Origin of the sequence: Moorena sp. SIO3H5 (assembly GCF_010692395.1) — a bacterium.
In the GTDB taxonomy this organism is placed as follows: domain Bacteria; phylum Cyanobacteriota; class Cyanobacteriia; order Cyanobacteriales; family Coleofasciculaceae; genus Moorena.
This window is the reverse complement of record NZ_JAAHHS010000044.1, coordinates 1-20,080: the sequence shown is the minus strand read 5'-3', so window position 1 is coordinate 20,080 and position 20,080 is coordinate 1. Positions and strand designations below refer to the sequence as shown.

At 42.4% G+C, this 20,080-nt stretch carries 15 protein-coding genes and 1 pseudogene; 7 read left to right on the top strand and 9 right to left on the bottom strand.

Annotation, left to right across the window (positions count from 1 at the left end; genetic code table 11):
- Positions 1 to 179: 179 nt before the first annotated feature.
- The 4 genes from F6K52_RS07745 to F6K52_RS07730 form a co-directional block, all read right to left on the bottom strand.
- Positions 180 to 1,718 carry a ferredoxin--nitrite reductase gene (locus tag F6K52_RS07745; RefSeq protein ID WP_293076068.1) on the bottom strand — a complete coding sequence of 513 codons (1,539 nt, stop codon included), beginning with the start codon at positions 1,716 to 1,718 and terminating at the stop codon, positions 180 to 182.
- Positions 1,719 to 2,011: 293 nt separating this feature from the next.
- Positions 2,012 to 3,118 (bottom strand): ATP-binding protein, encoded by a 1,107-nt coding sequence (locus tag F6K52_RS07740; RefSeq protein WP_293076030.1) that lies wholly within the window; start codon positions 3,116 to 3,118, stop codon positions 2,012 to 2,014.
- A gap of 12 nt (positions 3,119 to 3,130) precedes the next feature.
- Entirely contained in the window at positions 3,131 to 4,876 is a 1,746-nt protein-coding gene (locus F6K52_RS07735; RefSeq protein ID WP_293076027.1) for a histidine kinase dimerization/phosphoacceptor domain -containing protein, read from the bottom strand.
- 92 nt (positions 4,877 to 4,968) lie between these two features.
- Positions 4,969 to 6,246, bottom strand: coding sequence for a valine--pyruvate transaminase (locus tag F6K52_RS07730; RefSeq protein WP_293076024.1), 1,278 nt, complete (start codon positions 6,244 to 6,246; stop codon positions 4,969 to 4,971).
- A 68-nt stretch (positions 6,247 to 6,314) separates the two neighbouring features.
- On the opposite strand from F6K52_RS07730, the gene tsaB reads away from it, so the two are divergent.
- The 4 genes and pseudogenes from tsaB (at position 6,315) to F6K52_RS07710 (ending at position 10,091) form a co-directional block, all read left to right on the top strand.
- Positions 6,315 to 7,019, top strand: a complete 705-nt coding sequence (gene tsaB / locus F6K52_RS07725; protein WP_364416550.1) for a tRNA (adenosine(37)-N6)-threonylcarbamoyltransferase complex dimerization subunit type 1 TsaB — start codon at positions 6,315 to 6,317, stop codon at positions 7,017 to 7,019.
- Positions 7,020 to 7,244: 225 nt separating this feature from the next.
- Positions 7,245 to 8,381, top strand: coding sequence for a DNA-processing protein DprA (gene dprA / locus F6K52_RS07720; protein WP_293076022.1), 1,137 nt, complete (start codon positions 7,245 to 7,247; stop codon positions 8,379 to 8,381).
- A 4-nt stretch (positions 8,382 to 8,385) separates the two neighbouring features.
- The gene (locus F6K52_RS07715; protein ID WP_293076020.1) at positions 8,386 to 9,381 is read left to right on the top strand and encodes an endo-1,4-beta-xylanase; all 996 of its coding nucleotides are present in this window, start codon (positions 8,386 to 8,388) and stop codon (positions 9,379 to 9,381) included.
- A gap of 82 nt (positions 9,382 to 9,463) precedes the next feature.
- Positions 9,464 to 10,091, top strand: a pseudogene (locus tag F6K52_RS07710) (Uma2 family endonuclease).
- 128 nt (positions 10,092 to 10,219) lie between these two features.
- On the opposite strand, the gene F6K52_RS07705 reads toward F6K52_RS07710, so the two are convergent.
- The 5 genes from F6K52_RS07705 to F6K52_RS07685 form a co-directional block, all read right to left on the bottom strand.
- Positions 10,220 to 10,408, bottom strand: a complete 189-nt coding sequence (locus tag F6K52_RS07705) for a hypothetical protein (protein ID WP_293076018.1) — start codon at positions 10,406 to 10,408, stop codon at positions 10,220 to 10,222.
- 571 nt (positions 10,409 to 10,979) lie between these two features.
- The gene (locus tag F6K52_RS07700; RefSeq protein ID WP_293076016.1) at positions 10,980 to 11,621 is read right to left on the bottom strand and encodes a hypothetical protein; all 642 of its coding nucleotides are present in this window, start codon (positions 11,619 to 11,621) and stop codon (positions 10,980 to 10,982) included.
- Between the two features lie 114 nt (positions 11,622 to 11,735).
- Complete coding sequence (locus F6K52_RS07695) at positions 11,736 to 14,300, bottom strand: CHASE2 domain-containing protein (RefSeq protein WP_293076014.1); 2,565 nt, start codon at positions 14,298 to 14,300, stop codon at positions 11,736 to 11,738.
- 149 nt (positions 14,301 to 14,449) lie between these two features.
- Positions 14,450 to 15,622 (bottom strand): DUF1822 family protein, encoded by a 1,173-nt coding sequence (locus F6K52_RS07690; RefSeq protein WP_293076012.1) that lies wholly within the window; start codon positions 15,620 to 15,622, stop codon positions 14,450 to 14,452.
- Entirely contained in the window at positions 15,615 to 17,132 is a 1,518-nt protein-coding gene (locus F6K52_RS07685) for a hypothetical protein (RefSeq protein WP_293076010.1), read from the bottom strand. The genes F6K52_RS07690 and F6K52_RS07685 overlap by 8 nt, the downstream gene beginning before the upstream one ends.
- Before the next feature lie 274 nt (positions 17,133 to 17,406).
- Here F6K52_RS07685 and F6K52_RS07680 point away from each other — a divergent pair, with 274 nt between their 5' ends.
- The 3 genes from F6K52_RS07680 to rfbD all read left to right on the top strand — a co-directional run bounded on the left by F6K52_RS07680 (position 17,407) and on the right by rfbD (position 19,969).
- A complete protein-coding gene (locus tag F6K52_RS07680; protein ID WP_293076088.1) occupies positions 17,407 to 18,030 on the top strand; it encodes an alpha/beta hydrolase in 624 nt (207 codons plus the stop codon).
- Positions 18,031 to 18,527: 497 nt separating this feature from the next.
- The gene (gene rfbC / locus F6K52_RS07675) at positions 18,528 to 19,073 is read left to right on the top strand and encodes a dTDP-4-dehydrorhamnose 3,5-epimerase (RefSeq protein ID WP_293076008.1); all 546 of its coding nucleotides are present in this window, start codon (positions 18,528 to 18,530) and stop codon (positions 19,071 to 19,073) included.
- A complete protein-coding gene (gene rfbD, locus F6K52_RS07670; protein ID WP_293076006.1) occupies positions 19,070 to 19,969 on the top strand; it encodes a dTDP-4-dehydrorhamnose reductase in 900 nt (299 codons plus the stop codon). Before rfbC ends, rfbD begins: the two co-directional genes overlap by 4 nt.
- The last annotated feature ends 111 nt before the right edge of the window (positions 19,970 to 20,080 follow it).

The window sequence follows — 20,080 nt, the reverse complement described above, 5'->3', positions numbered from 1 at the left end:
TGGACAATAGAAAATGGAATACTATGTTTTCACCATTACCTAAGCACTAACCACTAATCCTTGACAACAGTTATAAGGGATTAGCTATGAGGGATTAGCTATCAGTTATCAGCTATTAGTCCAGTAACTAACATAGAGTCTTCTACTGTTTAGTGATGACTCTCCGACTCAGAAGTAACCTAGTGGGATTTTGCTCCAAAATTCTCGATCAGTATATTACCCAAGACTTCTGGTAAGTCATCACAAGCAACACTTTTGAGCACACACTCGCCCAGTTTAGCATCTTTCCCAACTTTGCCACCCATGTAAATATTGACTCCTTCAACAGACTTACCGTCTTTACGCACCTTGGTTCCCATCAAACCAATATCAGCTACTTGGGGTTGACCACAAGAGTTAGGACAACCTGTCCAATGAATCCGCACCGGGTTTGGTATGTCTAACTTTTCTTCCAGTTCTCGAACTATTGCCAAGGCACGATTTTTGGTTTCAATCAGAGCAAAATTGCAGAACTGGGCTCCTGTGCAAGATACTAAAAGCCGTTCTAGGGGTTTGGGCTCAAGGGTAAATTTCTGCAAGAGGGGTTCAGCTAAGAAAGCGTCGAGATTAGCATCGGGAATATTCGGAATAATCACATTCTGCTCAACTGTGAGGCGAATTTCGCTACTGCCATAAGCCTCAGCCATCCGTGCCATATCAAACATCTGCTCAGCATAAAGCCTACCAACGGGCACGTGTAAACCCACATAATTCAGACCTGCTTGCTTTTGGGGAAAGACACCAATATGGTCTCGTTTTTCCCAATCTATTTCATCGTGAGGAGCAGCCGTAGGGAGTTCCCTACCAAACTGTTTACTGACTTCTTCGCGGAACTTGTCAATCCCCCACTCATCAATCAACCACATCATCCGGGATTTTTGCCGATTCGCCCGGGAGCCTTCGTCGCGATAGACTTCCAGGATAGCACGACACAAGTCAACCACATCATCATTAGGCAATACCCAAGCATTGAGGGGAACAGCAGCTTCACAACGCTTGGCCGAGAAAAAGCCACCTACGAGTACATTCAAGCCTAGTTGTCCATCTTTGTAGGCAGGCACGAAGGCAATATCATTAATTTCAGCATGGACTGAGTTATCCCGACCGCCTTCAATGGCAATATTGAATTTACGGGGCAAGTTAGTAAACTCGTAATTTCCTTGGCTGTTATTAGTGATCATGTCCTGTACCTTTTGGACAAGATCCCGAGTGTCAATTAATTCATCGCGATCTATCCCCGCCATGGGAGAACCAGTAATATTGCGGACATTGTCCATACCGGATTGGACGCTAGTTAAGCCAACTTGCTCGAACCTGCGGAAAATATCAGGCATGTCTTCAATCCGGATACCTCGCAACTGAATGTTTTGGCGGGTTGTAATATCAGCACTACCATCTTCACCATAACGCTGGACTATCTCAGCTAGTACCTGCATCTGAGTGCTGTTGAGAATCCCGTTGGGTGTCCGCATCCTTAGCATGAACTTGCCTGGAGTGACAGGTCTATAAAAGACACCCATCCACTTCAGCCGATGCTGTAGGTCATCTGGCTCTATTGCTTCCCAGCCAATTCTGGCAAATTCTTCTATTTGTTCTTTAATGGCAAGACCATCTTTCTCTGCCTTGAATTTTTCAAATTTGTTCAGTTTTTTGGCGGCTGGCTTAGCTGCGCTGGTCATAGCTGTTCCCTCGTTGCCTTTTGCTCTATTGCGAGAAGTTTTGTCCAGAGCCTCTGATGTCACTACTCTTGATGTTGATAAATTAATTTAAAGTAATGGTAAAATTTTGTATATTTTGTTACTGAATACTGATTTTTAATAAAAAAATACATAACTTTAATGCATAAATTGCATTAAATACTTATATCAAAGTCTGGTGGCTTCCTGCTGAATCAAAATCTCCCCGCGCCCAGGCCGCGCACCCCATCTCCCGATCAATCTTCTTGATGATGGGTATTCAAGGGAACTTGATATTAATCCCAGTGACTAGACAGGGGTAGTCTAACCGTAAACAAAGTCCCTACACCAACCTGGCTATCTACCAAAATTTGACCACGGTGCTGCTGTACACTCTTGTTAACAATCGATAATCCTAGACCTGTACCAGGAATATCCCCAACATTGCTAGCTCGCTGGAAAGGTTGAAACAGCTGGGAAATCTCTTGTTTGGGAATACCAATTCCCGAGTCTCTAATTTTAAAAATTGCCCAGTTACCTTCCACTGTTAACTCAAACTCTACCTTTCCCCCTAAAGGAGAATACTTAATCCCATTGGATAGCAAGTTATTGAAAATATATCTGAGGAGTTGGGTATCCATATAGGCATAAGTAATATTGCTTTGAGGAGTAAAAATAATCCTATGGCTCGCCCCAGTAGCCAACTGCATTTGCTCTACCAAATCAGAGCAGAATTCTACGAGGTTAATTGGAGTTGGTTTAAAATTTAGCTTGTTTCCTTCTGCTTTTTCAATAAATAGAACTTCATCCAAGAGCTCTCTCATATCTTGGATAGAGCCTTTAATTTGTTCAAAATACTTGCGATGTTTATCCTTTACCAAATCTTTGCTATAGCGTTCTAACAATTCAGTAGCTAGGAGAACTTTACTCAGAGGTGTGCGACATTCATGGGAAACAATAGAGACAAAGCTAGATTTTTGTTCTCTAAGCTCCTGTTCTCTTACCAGTGCTTGACGGATGTTTGCTTCTGCTTGGAAGCGAGATAGGGCAATTTCAATGGTAACTCGCAGTTCTTCTTCCTCAAATGGTTTCAGGAGGTAACCAAAGGGTTGGGTTATCTTAGCTCTTTCTAGGGTGAGCTCATCGCTATAGGCAGTCAAATAGACCACTGGGATATTCCATTTTGTCCTAATCAGCCTGGCAGCAGTCACTCCATCTATTTCCCCTTTCAAACGAATATCCATCAGGATTAAATCCGGTTGGATTTCCTCAGCTTTTCTAACTGCTTCTTCTCCAGATACAGCCACAGCAGGAACCATGTAACCTAGGAGTTTGAGGCTATTTTTGATATCCATAGCCACAAGGGTTTCATCTTCAACAACTAGGATTTTTTTCTTGGTCATGCTCGACTTGTCCTAGAGATCTAGTGAATTGGGAAAGTTTATTTTTAATCTAGTGCCTTGGCTACAGTCAAGGATGATGTTACCCCCCAGTTGTGCAGTCAAGTTACGAACAATACTCAAACCAAGGGATTTAGTAGCTTGAAAGTCTAAATTTTCCGGTAAACCAATACCATTATCACTTACCGTGAGGATTAGCTGATCTTGTTGATCTGAACTTAGACTAATTTCAATCTTACCGTATTGATGTTCAGGAAAAGCATATTTGAGTGAATTAGATACCAATTCATTGATGATTAGGCCACAGGGAATAGCTATATCAATGGTCAAGGGAGCTGTGGTAACTTCAATATTGAGGCCGATTTTATGTCGGTTAATGCCGTAGGAACGGAACAAGTTATTGGTTAAGGTTTGAATGTATTTTCCAAAATTAATCTGGGCTAAATTTGGGGATTGATACAGCTGCTGGTGAATCAGAGCCATAGATTGAACCCGATGCTGGGAATCTTTGAACAAACTTAATGCTTGTGGATCTTCAACTTTCCTCGACTGTAGTCGGAGTAGGCTAGAAATAATTTGCAGGTTATTTTTAACCCGGTGATGAATTTCTTTGAGCAAGACCTCTTTTTCGGTTAGAGAGGCTCTGACCTGATTTTCTGCTTGCTTGCGTTCGGTGATATCTACTATTTGATACAGAAATTTTCGGGGCTTACCTTGAGCATCCCTGACTAAAACTGCTTTCTTGGTCAAAACATGGATTACTCTACCATCTTTCGACAGTAAGCGATTTTCCATCTGAAAGTGGGATGTTCTTCCTGGCCACAACTCTTGATTCGGGGTAAGGTTAATTGTCAAATCATCGGGATAGATAATATCTTTAACCTTTTTCTGCCCCAGTTCGTTGGCTGTGTAACCAACCGTGTCACAAAAGGCTTGGTTAACCTGTAGCACGGAATCATCAGTGCTGGTAATTGCCATTCCCATGGGAGAGAGTTCAAAAATCAGGCGAAATTGTTCCTCACTTTTGCGAAGTTGTTCATTGACTGTCCGTAGATCAGCAGTCCGTTGTTCGACTCTCAGTTCTAGTTCCTGGTTGAGCTGTTGTAGAGCTAATTCTGCTTGTTTATGCTTGGTGATATCAATCCCTACACATACGGCTGCAGCACCTTGCTGGTACTTCTGAGCAGCAATTAGATAATATTTTGAGGAATTTTTCACTTTCAGCTCAACCACCTGGGAAGCTGCTGATTCCCCACAGGCGAGAAACTGACCCATAAAGCCAACAAACTGAGGGCTGCTGTGCAGAAAGCCCAACTCTTGACCGACAAAAGTCTCTGGAGGTAATTGCAGGCTCTGAGCCAGATGTCGGTTAACTCCAAGGTATCGACCATCAGCACTAATCCAAGACACTGCTCCCGGTACAGCATCCAAAACTGCCTCTAGTTGCTCTTTTGCTTGTCGCAGCTGCTGATTAGCTTCGGACAATTCTGTTGTCTGTTTTTGAAATTGGTATTCCAATTGCTGATCACCCTGGAGCGATTTCTCCTGAGTCTGCTTACGGTTGGTAATTTCCGGTTTTAATTGCCGATTGACCTGAGTTAACTGAGCAGCTTGTTGTTCCACTACTTGCCCAAGTCCTTTGATAATCCTACACATCTGTGTAGAGTTAAGGGTTGTGAGCAAGTTAGGCTGATTAATAATGCCTAGCAACTCCCCTAGATCGCCAGTTTCCAACACTTTTGCTAGCTGTTGCTGTTCCATCTGTTAATATAATCTGAATATTATTTAATAATTACTTTGAAGCAAGTAATATGGAACGCTGTTAGATTATCACAACATCTTCAACGGAAACACTAATCTGACCCCATCCGATAGACTTCCTCGACCAATGTTGCTAAACGCTGCATGGCAATTTCAATTTCTTCTTCACTAGCAGTAAGGCTGATGCGAATGCACTGTTGCTGGTGAGACCAGTCTTCTCGTAAGCCGGGGAAAAATGTACTCCCAGGCACGACAATCACACCCACCTGCTTCAACTTTTGATACAGTTCCCAGTCGGTAATTGGCAAATCCTGTAACCACAACCAAGCAAAGATAGCTCCTTCACCTCGATGCAAGAACCAAGGCAAGTCTTTGGGCATGGATTTGTCTAATGTACGTTCAAGGGTCACAAACTTTTGCTGGTAGTGGGGGCGAATTACATTAGTGGCAATCTCAGGGAGTGCTCCAGATGCGATCGCAATTGCTGCAATAGCTTGTCCATAGCGAGCCGAATGAATACAAAGATTGGTCTGGAAGGATTGCAAAATGCTAATTAGCTCCGGATTTCCAATTGCTACACCAACCCGTTCCCCTGGTAGTCCAGCTTTTGATAAACTCAGACAGTGGATGATATTATCTCGAAAGACTGGTGTCATTTCGGTAAAGTTCAGTGCTGGAAAAGGTGGAGCATAAGCTGCGTCAATCAACACTGGCACATTGAATGGTGTCGCCATTTCGGCAATTTTGATTACCTCTTCATCGGTGAGCACATTGCCAGTGGGATTACAGGGACGGGAAACAATTACACAGCCAGTCTCTTCGCTAATCTTCAATTGGCTGAAATCAGGGCGATACTTAAAACGGTGTTGCTCGTGATTAATTTCGAGAGTAGGTTTGTAAGCATATACTGCTTCTGGAGTCAAGCTTATTCCTCCATAGCCAGTGTATTCTGGAGAAAGGGGCAAGACAACTTGTTTGAGTTGGCCGCTGCTGGTGTAGCCACCAAAAGCGTTAGCGGCGTAGAAGTAAATGGATTGAGAACCTGGAGTAATCAGGATATGGCGATCGCTTAGGGAAAGACCGTAGCGTTGATTGAAATCCTTTGCGATCGCATCGATCAGAGGCTGATATCCTTGAGATGACCCGTAGCGGCAAATCACCTCACCATACTCTGAGCTAGCCAACAGTTGTGCTGTGCAATCCCGCCAAAGTTGCTCGACTTCCGGCAAAATCACTGGATTCCCTGCACTGAGATTAATCCAATCTTTTCCCTGACCAGCTCGTAGCGTTTCGATAATATCTTTCATAATCGCTCGGACACCAGTCAGTTTGGACATCTGAGTCCCAATTTTAGTCAGGGTAGGATCCATAGATAGTGATAACCTTTTAGCTTTGAGGGTACTTGATCAATACTTCTCCAACCGAAAATCATACCAAAATGCGGATTCTCGAACCAAACAAATATGCTCTTGCCCTTCACACCACTAGTCCTCAATTGGGGCTGGTGATCAGTAACTTTGCCAGGGATACCCGCTGCCAAACTTGGGACTTAGGGCGAGAGTTGTCTGGCCAATTGCATCAGCACTTGACTGAATTTCTCAATTCCCAAACTTGGGAAAACTTAGAATTCATTGCGGTCGCTATCGGACCGGGTAGCTTTACGAGTACCCGTATCGGTATAGTTACTGCTCGTACCCTAGCACAACAGTTAGATATTCCCCTATTTGGCATTTCTACACTGGCAGCGATCGCATGGTTAGATAAAGACGGAAAAGACGGGGAAGAGGGAGCTATGTATCAAGACAACTCCGGCTCAGGAGGAAGCACATGGGCGAAGCGCACGCTAAGGGAACAGATTGCTATTCAAATGCCTGCCCAACGAGGCCAGGTGTATACCGCCATCTATCAGCCATCAATAGCTGGTCTGGGGCTGAGCAAGATATTACCAGATGCTGTCATGACTTCAGATCAATGGAAACAAGTGTTGGATACCTTAGAAACACCATTACGATTGCTAGAGGCTCCGGCAAATTTGGGGAGTTATGCTAGGGGCGTTTTGGAACTTGCTTATCTCGATTGGCAACAGGGAAAGCGCCCCAACTGGTCAGAAATACTGCCGTTTTATGGGCAACATCCAGTTTAAGAATTAAGAATGAATAATTAAGAATGAATAATTAAAAATGAATAATTAAAAATGAATAATTAAGAAGTAAGAATGAATAGCGGTCTAATTTGAAATTGTTGGCACTTATACCAGCTTATAATTGGATTGATGGGGTATGTTTGAATTATAAATTGATAATTTATAATTGGATTGATGGGGTATGTTTGAATTATCAATTGATAATTTATAATTGGAGCGAAGGGATTGACCAAGGAAGAAGAACGTGCGTACTGGCTGGCATGGTCAGAGGTTCCCGGTATCGGATCAGTATTGCTCCAACGTCTACAGCAACAGTTTGGGACTCTGGCGGAGGCTTGGAAAGCTTCAGCTTCAGAGTTAGGAGCAGTTGAAGGGTTGGGGGTGCGGTTAATCGAAAGGGTAGAGAAAATTCGTGGGCAATACTTACCGGAACAGCTACTCGAGCAACACTTGGTCAAAAATCCTTGTTTCTGGACACCAGCGGATGAGGAGTATCCCCGCTTGTTACTAGAAATTCCTAGTGCTCCCCCAAGGCTATACTATAGCGGAGTAGTTGATCTACCAGAAAATTACGGTAGCAAGCCGATAGTTGGGATTGTGGGTACCCGCAATCCCACTGAATACGGTAAACGTTGGACTCGTAAAATCAGTGCTACCCTTGCTAAGCATGGTTTTACAGTGGCCTCCGGTATGGCAGTGGGAATTGATACACAAGCCCATCGTGGGTGTCTGGAAGCAGGTGGTAGAACCATAGCAGTGTTGGGAACTGGTCTTGATGTGGTATATCCCTTGAGCAATAGTTATCTTTATAAACAAATTCAAGAGCAGGGATTGGTAATCAGCGAGTATCCAGCCAGTACCAAACCCGCACGTTCCAACTTTCCCCAACGCAATCGGATTATTGCTGGTTTAAGCCGTGCAGTTTTAGTAATGGAAGCGCCTAACAAGTCTGGAGCGCTAATTACTGCTAGGCTCGCCAATGAGTTCTGTCGGGATGTCTATGCACTACCAGGTTCCTTAGATAATCCCAATTCTATCGGTTGTTTGGGACTGTTAAATCGGGGTGCCCATGTAATTTTAAGTGAAGGTCACTTGTTGGAAATGCTCGGAGCTATTCCAGAACTTGACCCCCACTCCGCTATAGAAAAACCTTTACCCGCTTTACCCGTACCGAACTTAGAGCCAGAATTGGCAAAAGTGTTGGATGCGATCGCATTTGAACCAACCTCATTCGATATCATTGTCCAGCAAGCAGCTTTAGAAGCAGGCTCAGTATCCAGTGCCTTGTTACAGTTGGAACTAATGGGATTAGTGTCTCAGGCTCCAGGGATGCGATATCGAAAATTGGTAACTGAATACTAATTCAATGATGAATACAAATAACAGTAATTTACGTTCCTTGGCACAAAAGCGCAAATTGGCGATTGGAACAGGAGTTTCTATGGAACCGTTGCGGGACGATCCTAGTTATCGGGAGGTGTTGATGCGTGAATATAACATGGTGACACCAACTTATATCATGAAGTTTGAGGCGCTACAGCCCCAACGCCATCACTATAATTTTGAAGCTGCTGATAACTTTGTAGCTATTGCCAAAGCCAATCAGATGCAGGTGCGCGGTCATAATCTGGTTTGGCATCATAGTGTGCCTTGGTGGCTAACCCACGGACAATGGACAAAAGAAGAGTTAATCCATATCCTGCGACAACATATTCATACTGTTGTTGGTCACTATCGGGGACAATTAGCAGCTTGGGATGTGGTCAATGAAGCCGTGGCAGACCAAGACTCAGCAGGACAAACGAAACGAGATACAATTTGGTTGCGCGGCATTGGACCAGAATACGTTGAGTTGGCATTTCGCTGGGCTCATGAAGCTGACCCCACAGTTCCCTTGTTTTATAACGACTACGCTGGAGAAGGACTAGGGGAAAAGTCAGATGCGATTTATGCCATGGTCAAAGAATTGCGACAACGGGATGTCCCAATTCATGGCATTGGCTTTCAGATGCATGTTAGTATTCAAAATCCTCCCAAGCCAGAAGAAATAGCAGCAAACATGAAGCGTCTGGGTGAGTTGGGATTGCAGGTTCAGGTCACAGAGATGGACGTAAAAATTCATGATGGTAGTGGCACACCAGAAGAACGGCTGGCTGCTCAGACAAAAGTATATCGAGATATCCTGCAAGTTTGTCTAGAGGCTCCCAATTGTACAGCCTTCTTAACTTGGGAATTTGCAGATCATCATTCCTGGATTCCGGATTTCTTTGGTAAACCAGATTCTCCCCTACCTTTCGATAACTCCTATCGTCCTAAAACTGCTTATCACGCGATGGTTGAGGTTTTGAAAATTGAGGCTTAAAAAGTCAAAAATACAATTATAAATAGCTTAAATTATTCTTTAACATTAATAAAAATATTGTATAATTTTGGAGGTAATTAACATGGTATATTTACCTGATACCCTCGAATTAACTATTAATTTAAGTGACGAACAATTTTTTCAGATTTGTCAAGATAACAGGGATTTAAGATTTGAGCGCACCTCTGAAGGATATTTAATCATCATGTCACCTACGGGAGGAAATACAGGTAGACGAAATATTAAACTATCGACTCAACTAGAATTGTGGAGCAGTCAAATGAAACTTGGTGTTGCATTTGACTCTAATACAGGATTTAAACTGCCTAATGGAGCAAATCGTTCTCCTGATGCGTCTTGGATTAAACGAGAGCGTTGGGAAGGGTTAACACCAGAAGAACAGGATAAATTTGTTCCTTTATGTCCTGATTTTGTCCTAGAATTGCGTTCTCCGAGTGATTCCCTGTCTTGATGCAGTCGCTCATGGGGGAAACCCCCAAGACCGCGCTGCATCGCTAAAAATAGTGCAAGCTAAAGTAAGAGAGTATATGGAAAATGGCGCTAGATTAGGATGGTTAATCGATCCCCAAAATAAGGTTGTAGAAATCTATCGTCCCAATCAAGATGTAGAAAGTATCCAATCTCCGAAAACCTTATCAGGAGAAGATGTTTTGCCTGGATTTACTTTAGATTTATCAGAAATTATATGATTCTATAGTGGCAGTTTCCAAGCAGAGCTAGGGAAATACTTTGGCGCTACTGTAATGACCAAAATCCAAGTGCATCGCTTATGCCTTGTGCCTTGCTGTTGTGCATTTTAAATGCACAACAGCTTATCTTAAAATCCCAGTACAAATTGCTCGTCGAACCTGAATATAAATTCAACTCTCAACCGATTAATTTCTTCCCAGGAAATATTCCGAAACACAGGAGCAGCCTCTGCTTTATAAACGTAACATGCGATCGCAATACACATAGCCACACTGGTGACTGCAGTATTAACAATTTTGGCCAGTTTCTTTTTCATTTTTAGATTATCTCGACTACAGTGGCTTACTTCTGACTGTTCAAACAAAAATGCACTTTAATGGCTGATTAGATTGGTAGTTGATCAATTCCCTAGCAACGAGAGGTTATAACTAACAGCGCTAATATAATTCAGGAGCTCCCTCCAACCCCTCAATGAATCTTGATAACTATAGCTTCCTATGCCGTTACAGGTTTCTGTAAAAACAATCAATTGATGTTGATGATAACGATCATATCAGGTGTTCCGGACAACCTGCATCAAGTTATTATCAATATAATTAATGATTTTGTTAAGAGAGATTTAAGGAAATATGAAGTTAGTTTACAACTTAAGCAAAACTAGTCAAAAAAAACTATAGGTAGTACAACACTACAAGTAGATTGGCTGCCTAGTTTCTGTAGTTAAGACTAGTATCGTTAGACTATGAAAACTAAAAATTATGAATTGTGAAGAATGAGAATACCTGATTTTGACATAATAAACTATCCTCGGATTGAGGAGCTTCGAGTCAGGAGTCAGATTAATTTAATTTATTTTGCAGTAATTTTTAATATAAATTCGCCTTTGACTACTCACAAAACTCTTGATATAATTCCTCAGTATTAGTTTTCCAATTATCTAAGTCCCCAAACACCGAAATCACTCGTACCACATCTAGGAAAAGATCGCGATCAGCAAAGTAACTCGCATGCTGATCTCGAAACTGCTCAGCTGGCAATTCAGCTTGGATAATCTGATATGCTTCAGCACCCATAACCTGAAAGGGAATAATTTCGTGATCTGTAATTAGTTGTCCATTATTATCCGTTGTGTTGTACTCTACCCAGTAATAATATTCTTTACCTCGTTGAAGTGGCTGACCTTTACCATCAGCATTGTACATAACACTAGTCTGATTATCATTTACCTGATAAGACCATAAGGCTTTTCCATAGCGAGAAGAACGAACTTGAATTATATTAACACTTCCTTCCCAAGCAAATAGAGGTTGGTCACTCCAGGTGTGATAGGCAGCAATATTAGGAGAAATTGAACAAAACTCTCCATGGGTACCTGCTTCATCCTTCTTCCTACGAAAAATATCTCGGATCTTAGCCCATACAGATTTTGTTTCCTGTTTGGTTTGACTCACTGCTTTAGCTACTTGATTCCTTTGACTGCTAAACGAAGCGGCAATTGATACTGATGAGGTTGAAAAACTAATACTCATCGTTCCAGTAATTAGCAGTAGATAAAAGACTCTGATTAATCGATACATAGGAGTTAAATGCCAAAGGCTTGCCGGGAATTAAATTAAAAATTATAAATTAATATTAATAATTAACTAAATAATATAAAACCAGAGTATAATTGATGGTAAAGCTATAGGAATTAAAATAGAAGCTGAGATATAAGCCTGTAGTCCGATTATTCCATAGACCGCTGTAGCACCAACTAATATCAATACTGATTGCTGTCGTTTTTGAGGCTTTTGTTGGAGCAGTAGCAGCGTTGTTCCTTTTCCTAACAATGCTGCTAATAGAATCATCCAGCTGTCGGGAATTAATTTTATTGTATGCTTCGATAGAAAATGGTGAACCATATAAGCATGGGCTTCACCTCCGGTAAATACCTTGGGACAAGTATCTGCTGGCTTTCTGGTTCGATTAAGTGGATGACACCAATATTCAATAGCTAGAGGTAGAGAAAAATTATCCTCGGCTTCATCATATCCCCCAGAGGCAATGATAACCACTTGCTGCTCAATGTTAGGAAAGTCACTTTTGAGGAATTCCCAAGCAGGCTTGTGCTCATAAGCCTGTTCTGGAGGAATAGAAAAGTCAATAATATAGCGCATCCCTAAGGGTAGATTCTTGGGTTTAACAGATGCGTTCGCGTAGCGTGGCCTACGGCCAATCGCAAAAGGTACATTATTTGGTTTGAGGGATGCGATCGCCTTTGGCGCGCCTGAGGCCTTTGGCCACGCTTTCGCCGTAGGCGACGCTGCGCGAACGCGAACGCCGTTCGCTTTCAGCGGGGCTTCGCCCATCGCATTATCCTGGTTACTGACTTGTTGAAGATACTGACTAACTTGCTGCTGAAAGTTGGTGGTACTTTCTAAATTAGGATTTAATCCTATCCCGTGGTTTGGCTGTTGGTGTAACTGGTGTGATAGAGCCAGTAGATAGGCAAAAGGACATGACTTTTTGCAGGTGGGATCCTGGGGGAGTTCCATATCCCAACGGAAAAAAGTAATATCCCCTTGTAGACTCCATTTAGGGCTAGCAATTTTTGGAAATACCTTGCGATTTTTATCCTGATTGACCCCAAAGACAAACCAGGTATCCTGTTGACTGACAGCGGATTGAATCGCACTAGCTAGTTTTTCCTCTCTTGGTTCTTGGGTATAGAGGAGATAATCAATTCCAATTACCTTAGCGCCTGATTTCGAGAGTTGTCTGACTAATTTGCCAAGGTATTCCCGTTCCATCGGCTGGGTTTTAAAGCCTTTTATCTCCAGTTGCGCCTGATTGATTGAGTCTTGATCAATAGCAATTAACAGTACAGAGCGTGGCTTCGCGGAGGATAATCCCTCCCGAGGAAACTGGTTTGTACTATCGCGATAGACAGCTTGAAGAAACGTTCGCCCATCTAGCAACATGTCTTGGACAGGAACCATAGCGCTAACTAAAAGCACACTAGCTAATGCGATCGCTTCTTTTGGTTTAGGTAGCCACTGCTTAAGTAGTTTCTGGTAACCCCAAGGCTCAATCCGAAATGGCTTAGCACCATAGGGACTAAAAAACGAAGGAATTAGGTAGGCTGATGGATAAACAAACTTTTCACCTACCTGTAAATTCCGACAAGCTGCCACCATTGCTTCCTGGACATCCTGATACTGAGCTAAGCGACTGCAAAATTCTTTGAGAAATACATGAGCAACATTATCATGAATTTCCTCCCGCATGATCACCACTTGCAATCCTAAATCAGCCAATCGATTGGCTATTTTTAGACCACTACAGGAGTTAAAGACACACAACTGAAGTCCCTGATTTTTAGCAGTAGTTAGGTATTCCTTTATTTCACTGATAGATACCAACTGCTCTGGCGCGATCGCTAATTTTCCATCAGTAACTTTTGTTTCATCACTATGACCCATAAAAAATAGAGCATCCCACCCCCTTTCATCCGTTATTTCTGCCGCCAGTGCTGCTTTAATATTTACCCCATCTCCTTGGTGTTGCCAGTCAAAAAACTCTACTTGAGCAACGCTTTTGAGCAACTTAATAGCCTGCTTATCTTTCTCCAAATTCAGATCTGTATTATCCCCCAAAATCGCTAAAATCCGAGGTTTACCATGGCGTAGTTTATTATCTCGCGCTATTGTTTCTGCCTGAGTAGTGATCGGAATTCTGGTAATCCGAATTCTCCCACTGGGGATATCCTCTGGAAGCAACTGCCATGCTTCCCAAGGAAGCCGTGCCAATTCTACAGAATCGCAGGCTATAAAAATAGCTACTTCTCGATAGGCTTCTGCTGTATTCTTTGACTGTGATACCCTTTTAGCAACAGTGAAAATTTGATGTTGAATTGTTTCTCGAATAGTCTGTAATTGACCTAACCACCGTTGAAAAACATCCAGAAATATCTCTTTTGCTTCTTCTAATTCATGTCCTAAGTCATCGACTACTGGTGTGATAGCACCACTGGATAATTCTCTGGCTCGCAATTTCGGGTAAAACTGGAGGTAAAGGTATCGCCACTCTTCATAACAGTCTATTACTTTAGCTGGATAGTCCAACTTAGCGGATACTTCCTGTCCGTAATTACCCCGTAAATAAAATAGACAGGATGAATCAGCTTGCCAAACATTTAGTCTAAAACTATTTTGATGATTAGTTGTCAATCGCTTCGCTCCAATTAAAAATTATCAATTAAAAATTAAAAAACTTACCACAAATATATTCGGGGGCTTTAAACATCGCTTTGCTCCAATTTAAAAATGGTAATTTATTACTTTTTTATTTCCATTACTCCCTACTCCCTATTAAAATATCATAAACATTTATCAGGATCAAAAGCGAAGGGAAGTAGGGTTAATGATGCTCCATTACTTAGAGAAATTGTAGCTACAAATTTTTGGTTCCACCTACCTGCTACTGCAACATGGAGATAACGTTCATTTACCAATATCGCTTCAGAGACGACACCAGTGAATTCGCTGATTCGTAACTTCATACCAGGGGGAAGTGTATTACCAAGACAGTCTTCGATTAGCAATAGCAATGCCCATTCTCGAGTATCTTCTGGTGCTTTCTGGTAAATGAACCAGGTAACAGCACATAGTTTGAACAGAATGCCATTTAAATTAACAGTTTGGTAAGAACCACGAGCATGAGACGGAACAATTAATCCTTTTTGTCGTCTCAACTCTTTAGCGATCGCTCGATATCTGTCTGGTTCATCCGATACTGGACTAATCCGACGCATCGATGGCTTAGAAAACGTATAGTCAGGAAGCAGTTGCCAAGATAAACAGCTTGCTAACTCATCCATTTCTCCTCGCAGCCACTCTGCTGTATTAATTGCTGTCTCAGCAAAGAATGGTAGGATTTCCTGAACAGAACGCTTAGTATTAGCAACTGGAATTGTGATCTCTTGGGAATCTAACCAACGCAAGTAGTGGAGTAAATGATTTGGTTGCTGATCAAATAAAGACAGAGGTAAATTATAGTTACTGTTACCTTGTGGTAAGTTAGTTGATTCGCGATAATTAACCAACTCGTCGTGACGTAAAACACCTCGAATAATACCCTGTTCTTGGATTTCTTTAACCTCAATTAGGATATAGAAATGAGCCGCAAGTTCTGGTAATTCAACCGCAGCTATTGGTACAGTAACCAATTGCTCATTGGAGTTATCCGTGACAATTATACAAAGATTAAACTCCCCAACTCTCAAATTACATACCGTATCAATCAGATTAGCATAATCTGGTTGATACACCGAACAGTTATCCGTAATAATTGGTAGCTGATTAACCCGTTCTTCTAACCATCTTTCAAAACCCAATAATGCTAAACTATTTAGATAACTTTGCTGCTGGTTTACTTCATTATTAACTTGTATACTAATCTTCATTGCTTCCTGAAAATCTTCAGTTTCAAGCCAAAATAATTCTAGGATTGGAAGGGTTATATCCATTGAATCTATACTGGGATTACCCATTGTTTTCTCCTTGTTTTTTGTTATGTTCATCTATATATCGGCACAGTCGCTGAGCATATAAACTAGTCATTGAACGGCTTTTATACGTACTCAGTTCGGCTACCGCTTCTTGAAAAACTTGTGTGTTTAAAAAAGCCTCGACTTCCTGAATCAAGTTACTCAAATAATCAAGCTTTGTTGCCTTTTCTTCCAGAGCTAATCCCTTAGTAGTTGTTGAGATAAGCTGGAAAAAATTTTCTACACTCAGATACTGAACGCGATTGAGCAGTTTCCCTGGTGCCAAGACTCGGCTGGCTTGGGAATGATTGGTCATATTCAAAAGGGTTGCTATCTCTTTAAGAGACTTCCCCTCACAGTAAAGCAATCGGAAACCTGGGATAACCTTTGACGCAAAACAAGCGTAACGGCGTCTTTGCTCTAAAGAGGTAATGTGCTCAACCAACGCTTGCGCTATAGCGTTATCTAAAACCTCAATCAGTCCCTGTTCAAGAAAATCCTGCAATTCAGATTGTCCTAAATGATCTATGGTATTAATAGAGTTTAGATCAGGTAATTCTTTGGGGAAATACTCGCCAGTTTCTGGCACCCGTGCTTCTAGAGGTTCCCAGATCGGACTTCCTCTGCGGCTCCAAATCTCCTCTTCTTGCAGACCCTTGGCTATCCTGGTTAGTTCTTTGTGAAGCTCTTTGGTGGAATTGATGATAACACCACGTTCTGGCAACAGGTGGAGCATGTCTTGGAGTTGGTCATCCCTAGGCTCAAGGCATTGCTTGACTCTATGGTTAAATCTATGGTTAACTCTATTGCGCCGCTGCTCTTGTCTGTCTTGAGAATAGACAGTATGGAAGGTTTCTACTAGTTTGCGATCGCGTGGATAGAGTTGTTCAAGGTGTCTGAGTTTAACTCGTCCCAACAGTGACCAGTTACTGGACAATGGCAATCCCTGTTCAGCTAAACAACGTTTGATGTCAGGATGTTGTTTAGTTTTAAGATATGCCCAATTGTCCAAACTGAGGCGAGCTGATGAGTTCAGACGATAGCTTGCCAATACATCAATGGTAAAAAACTGACCAAGCCCAGGTTCAATCTCACCTTGCTGATTCAGAACCAGTTGAGTTTTGCCATCACTATCGAGAATAATCGGAGTTTTGCCATCATCGTTGAGTACATAGGATAGCAGCTCACGGTAAGTTAACCGATAGTCAAGGCAAAACTGACTCCCTAGTGTTTTACAAGCCTTTAAGATCGAGGAAGAAACATAGCACCGAAGACAAAGTCCAGCTAACGCCTGGGATGTACGCTCAACAGTAGATAGCTCAGCGCGAAACCAGGATAGCAGTAAATCCTGGATATCTCGCTCCCACTGAGCTGATAATTTTTCCTTTGGATGTAATCCCAGGAGTGTTTGTTGAAAAAACTCCTGTGCTTTGTTGTGATGGCAGACTTTGTAGCCTTCTTCGTTATTGCCTGGGTCAAATACCCGAATTGTCGAGTATCTAGATGCATCCATAACTGATTGAGACAGCACTCTAGTAGTATATAGATGTCAGGCTATTTAACCTATGCAGTTTTCTCTAGCAACAGCAACAGGCAAGGGGTTGGTCCATGGTGGAACGATTGAGGTTAATCGGTAATGGGGAAGCAGTGTGAAACTCAATCGATTGAGGCGACGAAAATTCATATCTCAAAGTTTAGGAGCTCTGGGAATAACTCTGTTATCCACTGCTTGCCAAAAAGCTTACAATTCTCAAGAGATCACCTACTCTGTTTCTGGAGATAAGTCTTTGTCACTAAAGTATATTAACGTTGCCCCTACCAACAATCAACCACCAACTGGATTAATTGTCTGCTTACATGGCTTTGGAGCCAACTCCCAAGATTTGGTATCCTTAGCAGAGGCGCTAAACTTACCAGACTATCAGTTTCTATTTGCTGAAGCTCCCTTTGACCATCCTGCTGTACCTGGCGGTAAAATGTGGTATGACTTAAATGGCTCCGACTATCAAGGCTTAACCGAAAGCAGAAAGCAGCTAATTGATTGGCTCAAATCCCTTGAAGTTAGCACTGGCGTGCCCCTATCCCGCAGCATTCTGAGTGGATTTTCCCAAGGCGGAGCCATGACATTAGATGTAGGGTTAACCTTGCCAATAGCAGGCTTAGTATCCATGAGTGGCTATTTACATAGCGAACCCCAACCTCCTACAGGCTCATCGTTACCACCGATTTTGATAGTTCATGGCAGACAAGACGAGGTTGTACCGTTAATTGCTGCTCACCATGGTAGGGATACTCTAACTGGTTTAGGAATACAGGTCAAGTATCAAGAATTTGACATGGGACATCAAATCATCCCAGAGGTAGTAGTGTTATTTCGTAATTTTGTTATGGAACTAATGGCTAATCGTTAATCTGTTCGGGTAGCGTGACCGTTCGCGTAGCGTGGCCTTTTGGCCAAGCTCAAAGACTCTTAGCTCATTTAATTTTTTCGATTCCAAAATCCTGATAACAATTAGAAACTCAGTAGAATACAAAAGTTTGTCAGACTAAGCCTAGCTCCATCTTCCCCATCTTGCCATCCCTCACTTTCTACACAACTAGGTGTAGTCTACTTGAGTGCAGACTACTATAATTACTCCCCTATCAATCTTGTTTTAAATTAACAGACCACTAGGGTGTAAAGTGTCAAACTGATATAAGCACCTAAACAAAATTAATTTCCTAATAATAATCTCTGAAAGCCTTACGATGTAAGGCTTTGAGTTTTGCAAAATGTGTAATTAATTTTGTGCACCTGCTTATTTCACAAAAAATTTACAAAATCTTGAAATTCTTTCAGTGTAGATAACACAAACTTGATGAGGAGTTGGTCACTTTAAGAGGCTGAGCTAATCCACCAGAGAACTCTATGAACGTTATTGAAACTAAAATACCCGAAGTCTTAATTCTTGAACCCCGTGTCTTTGGTGATGACCGTGGTTTTTTCTTTGAAAGCTACAATAAAAGAGTTCTAGCAGATAAAGCTGGGATCACCGCTGAGTTTGTCCAGGATAACTATTCCCGTTCAGCCCAAGGAGTGCTTCGAGGATTACACTACCAGATTGAGCAGCCCCAAGGTAAATTGGTGCGGGTTTTACTCGGTACTGTATTTGATGTGGCAGTGGATATTAGAAAAAGCTCCCCGACCTTTGGGCAATGGGTTAGTTGTTTGCTTACTGCAGAAAATAAACAACAAATCTGGATTCCCGCTGGATTCGCTCACGGATTCCTGGTGGTATCTGAATTCGCTGAAGTTTTATATAAGACTACTGACTTTTACGCTCCTGATCACGAGCGGAGTATTTTGTGGAATGACCCTGACCTAGCCATTCATTGGCCTGTGACCGACTCTCCCAGTCTGTCGGCTAAAGATCAAGCAGGTAAGTCTTTCAAAACAGCCGAGGTTTTTGCGTGAAAAAAATCTTACTAACTGGCATCACTGGACAAGTGGGTCAAGAGTTGCAACATACTCTGAGTCCCCTAGGCCAAGTCATCGGTGTGGGGCGCTCGGATATGGACTTAGCTGACCCACAGAGTATTCGTCAGGTAATTGATCAGATTAAGCCTGAGGTGATTGTCAATGCAGCAGCTTACACGGCTGTGGATAAAGCAGAGACAGAACTGGCATTGGCTAAATCGATTAATGCTGTTGCTCCGACCATCATGGCAGAGGAAGCTCAGAATTTAGGAGCCATCCTGCTGCATATTTCCACTGACTATGTGTTCGATGGCAAAAAAAATACTCCTTATACGGAGCAAGACACTCCTAACCCCATCGGTTCCTATGGTAAGTCGAAACTGCAAGGGGAAGAAGGGATACAGCAAAAATGCGATCGCAATCTCATCCTGAGGACTGCTTGGGTTTACGGTACTCGTGGTCATGGCAACTTTGTCAAAACCATGTTACGACTAGGGGCTGAGCGAGAAGAGCTTCGGGTAGTAGCGGATCAAGTGGGTACTCCTACCTGGGCTAAGGATATAGCAGTAACAATTACTCAACTTTTGCAAGCAATGGATTCTAATCCAGTGGTAGGGGGAATCTATAACTTCACCAACAGTGGTGTGACTAGTTGGTATGACTTTGCCGTTGCCATCTTTGAAGAAGCCAAACTCTTGGGCTTTCCCTTAAAATTGCAGCGAGTTGTCCCAATTACTACCCCAGAATATCCCACTCCCGCCCAGCGTCCTGCTTACTCAGTTCTCTCAAACCAGAAAATATCCCAAACCTTGGGAAGCTATCCGCCCCATTGGCGTCAATCTTTGAGGCAAATGCTAGCAGAACTTTATCAAAAGCTTGGGAATCGGGAGTAGGGAGTAGGGAGTAGGGAGTAGGGAGTAGGGAATCGGGAATCGGGAATCGGGAATCGGGAATCGGGAATCGGGAATCGGGAATCGGGACTCGGGAATTGGGAATCGGAACAA

What these genes read in the sequence shown, in the direction of transcription:
- F6K52_RS07740 (WP_293076030.1), bottom strand. Translation starts at nt 3,118, where the DNA reads ATGACCAAGAAAAAAATCCTAGTTGTTGAAGATGAAACCCTTGTGGCT.
- F6K52_RS07715 (WP_293076020.1), top strand. Translation starts at nt 8,386, where the DNA reads ATGATGAATACAAATAACAGTAATTTACGTTCCTTGGCACAAAAGCGC.
- F6K52_RS07730 (WP_293076024.1), bottom strand. Translation starts at nt 6,246, where the DNA reads ATGGATCCTACCCTGACTAAAATTGGGACTCAGATGTCCAAACTGACT.
- F6K52_RS07690 (WP_293076012.1), bottom strand. Translation starts at nt 15,622, where the DNA reads ATGGGTAATCCCAGTATAGATTCAATGGATATAACCCTTCCAATCCTA.
- F6K52_RS07685 (WP_293076010.1), bottom strand. Translation starts at nt 17,132, where the DNA reads ATGGATGCATCTAGATACTCGACAATTCGGGTATTTGACCCAGGCAAT.
- tsaB (WP_364416550.1), top strand. Translation starts at nt 6,315, where the DNA reads ATGCGGATTCTCGAACCAAACAAATATGCTCTTGCCCTTCACACCACT.
- F6K52_RS07700 (WP_293076016.1), bottom strand. Translation starts at nt 11,621, where the DNA reads ATGAGTATTAGTTTTTCAACCTCATCAGTATCAATTGCCGCTTCGTTT.
- F6K52_RS07745 (WP_293076068.1), bottom strand. Translation starts at nt 1,718, where the DNA reads ATGACCAGCGCAGCTAAGCCAGCCGCCAAAAAACTGAACAAATTTGAA.
- rfbC (WP_293076008.1), top strand. Translation starts at nt 18,528, where the DNA reads ATGAACGTTATTGAAACTAAAATACCCGAAGTCTTAATTCTTGAACCC.
- F6K52_RS07735 (WP_293076027.1), bottom strand. Translation starts at nt 4,876, where the DNA reads ATGGAACAGCAACAGCTAGCAAAAGTGTTGGAAACTGGCGATCTAGGG.
- F6K52_RS07705 (WP_293076018.1), bottom strand. Translation starts at nt 10,408, where the DNA reads ATGAAAAAGAAACTGGCCAAAATTGTTAATACTGCAGTCACCAGTGTG.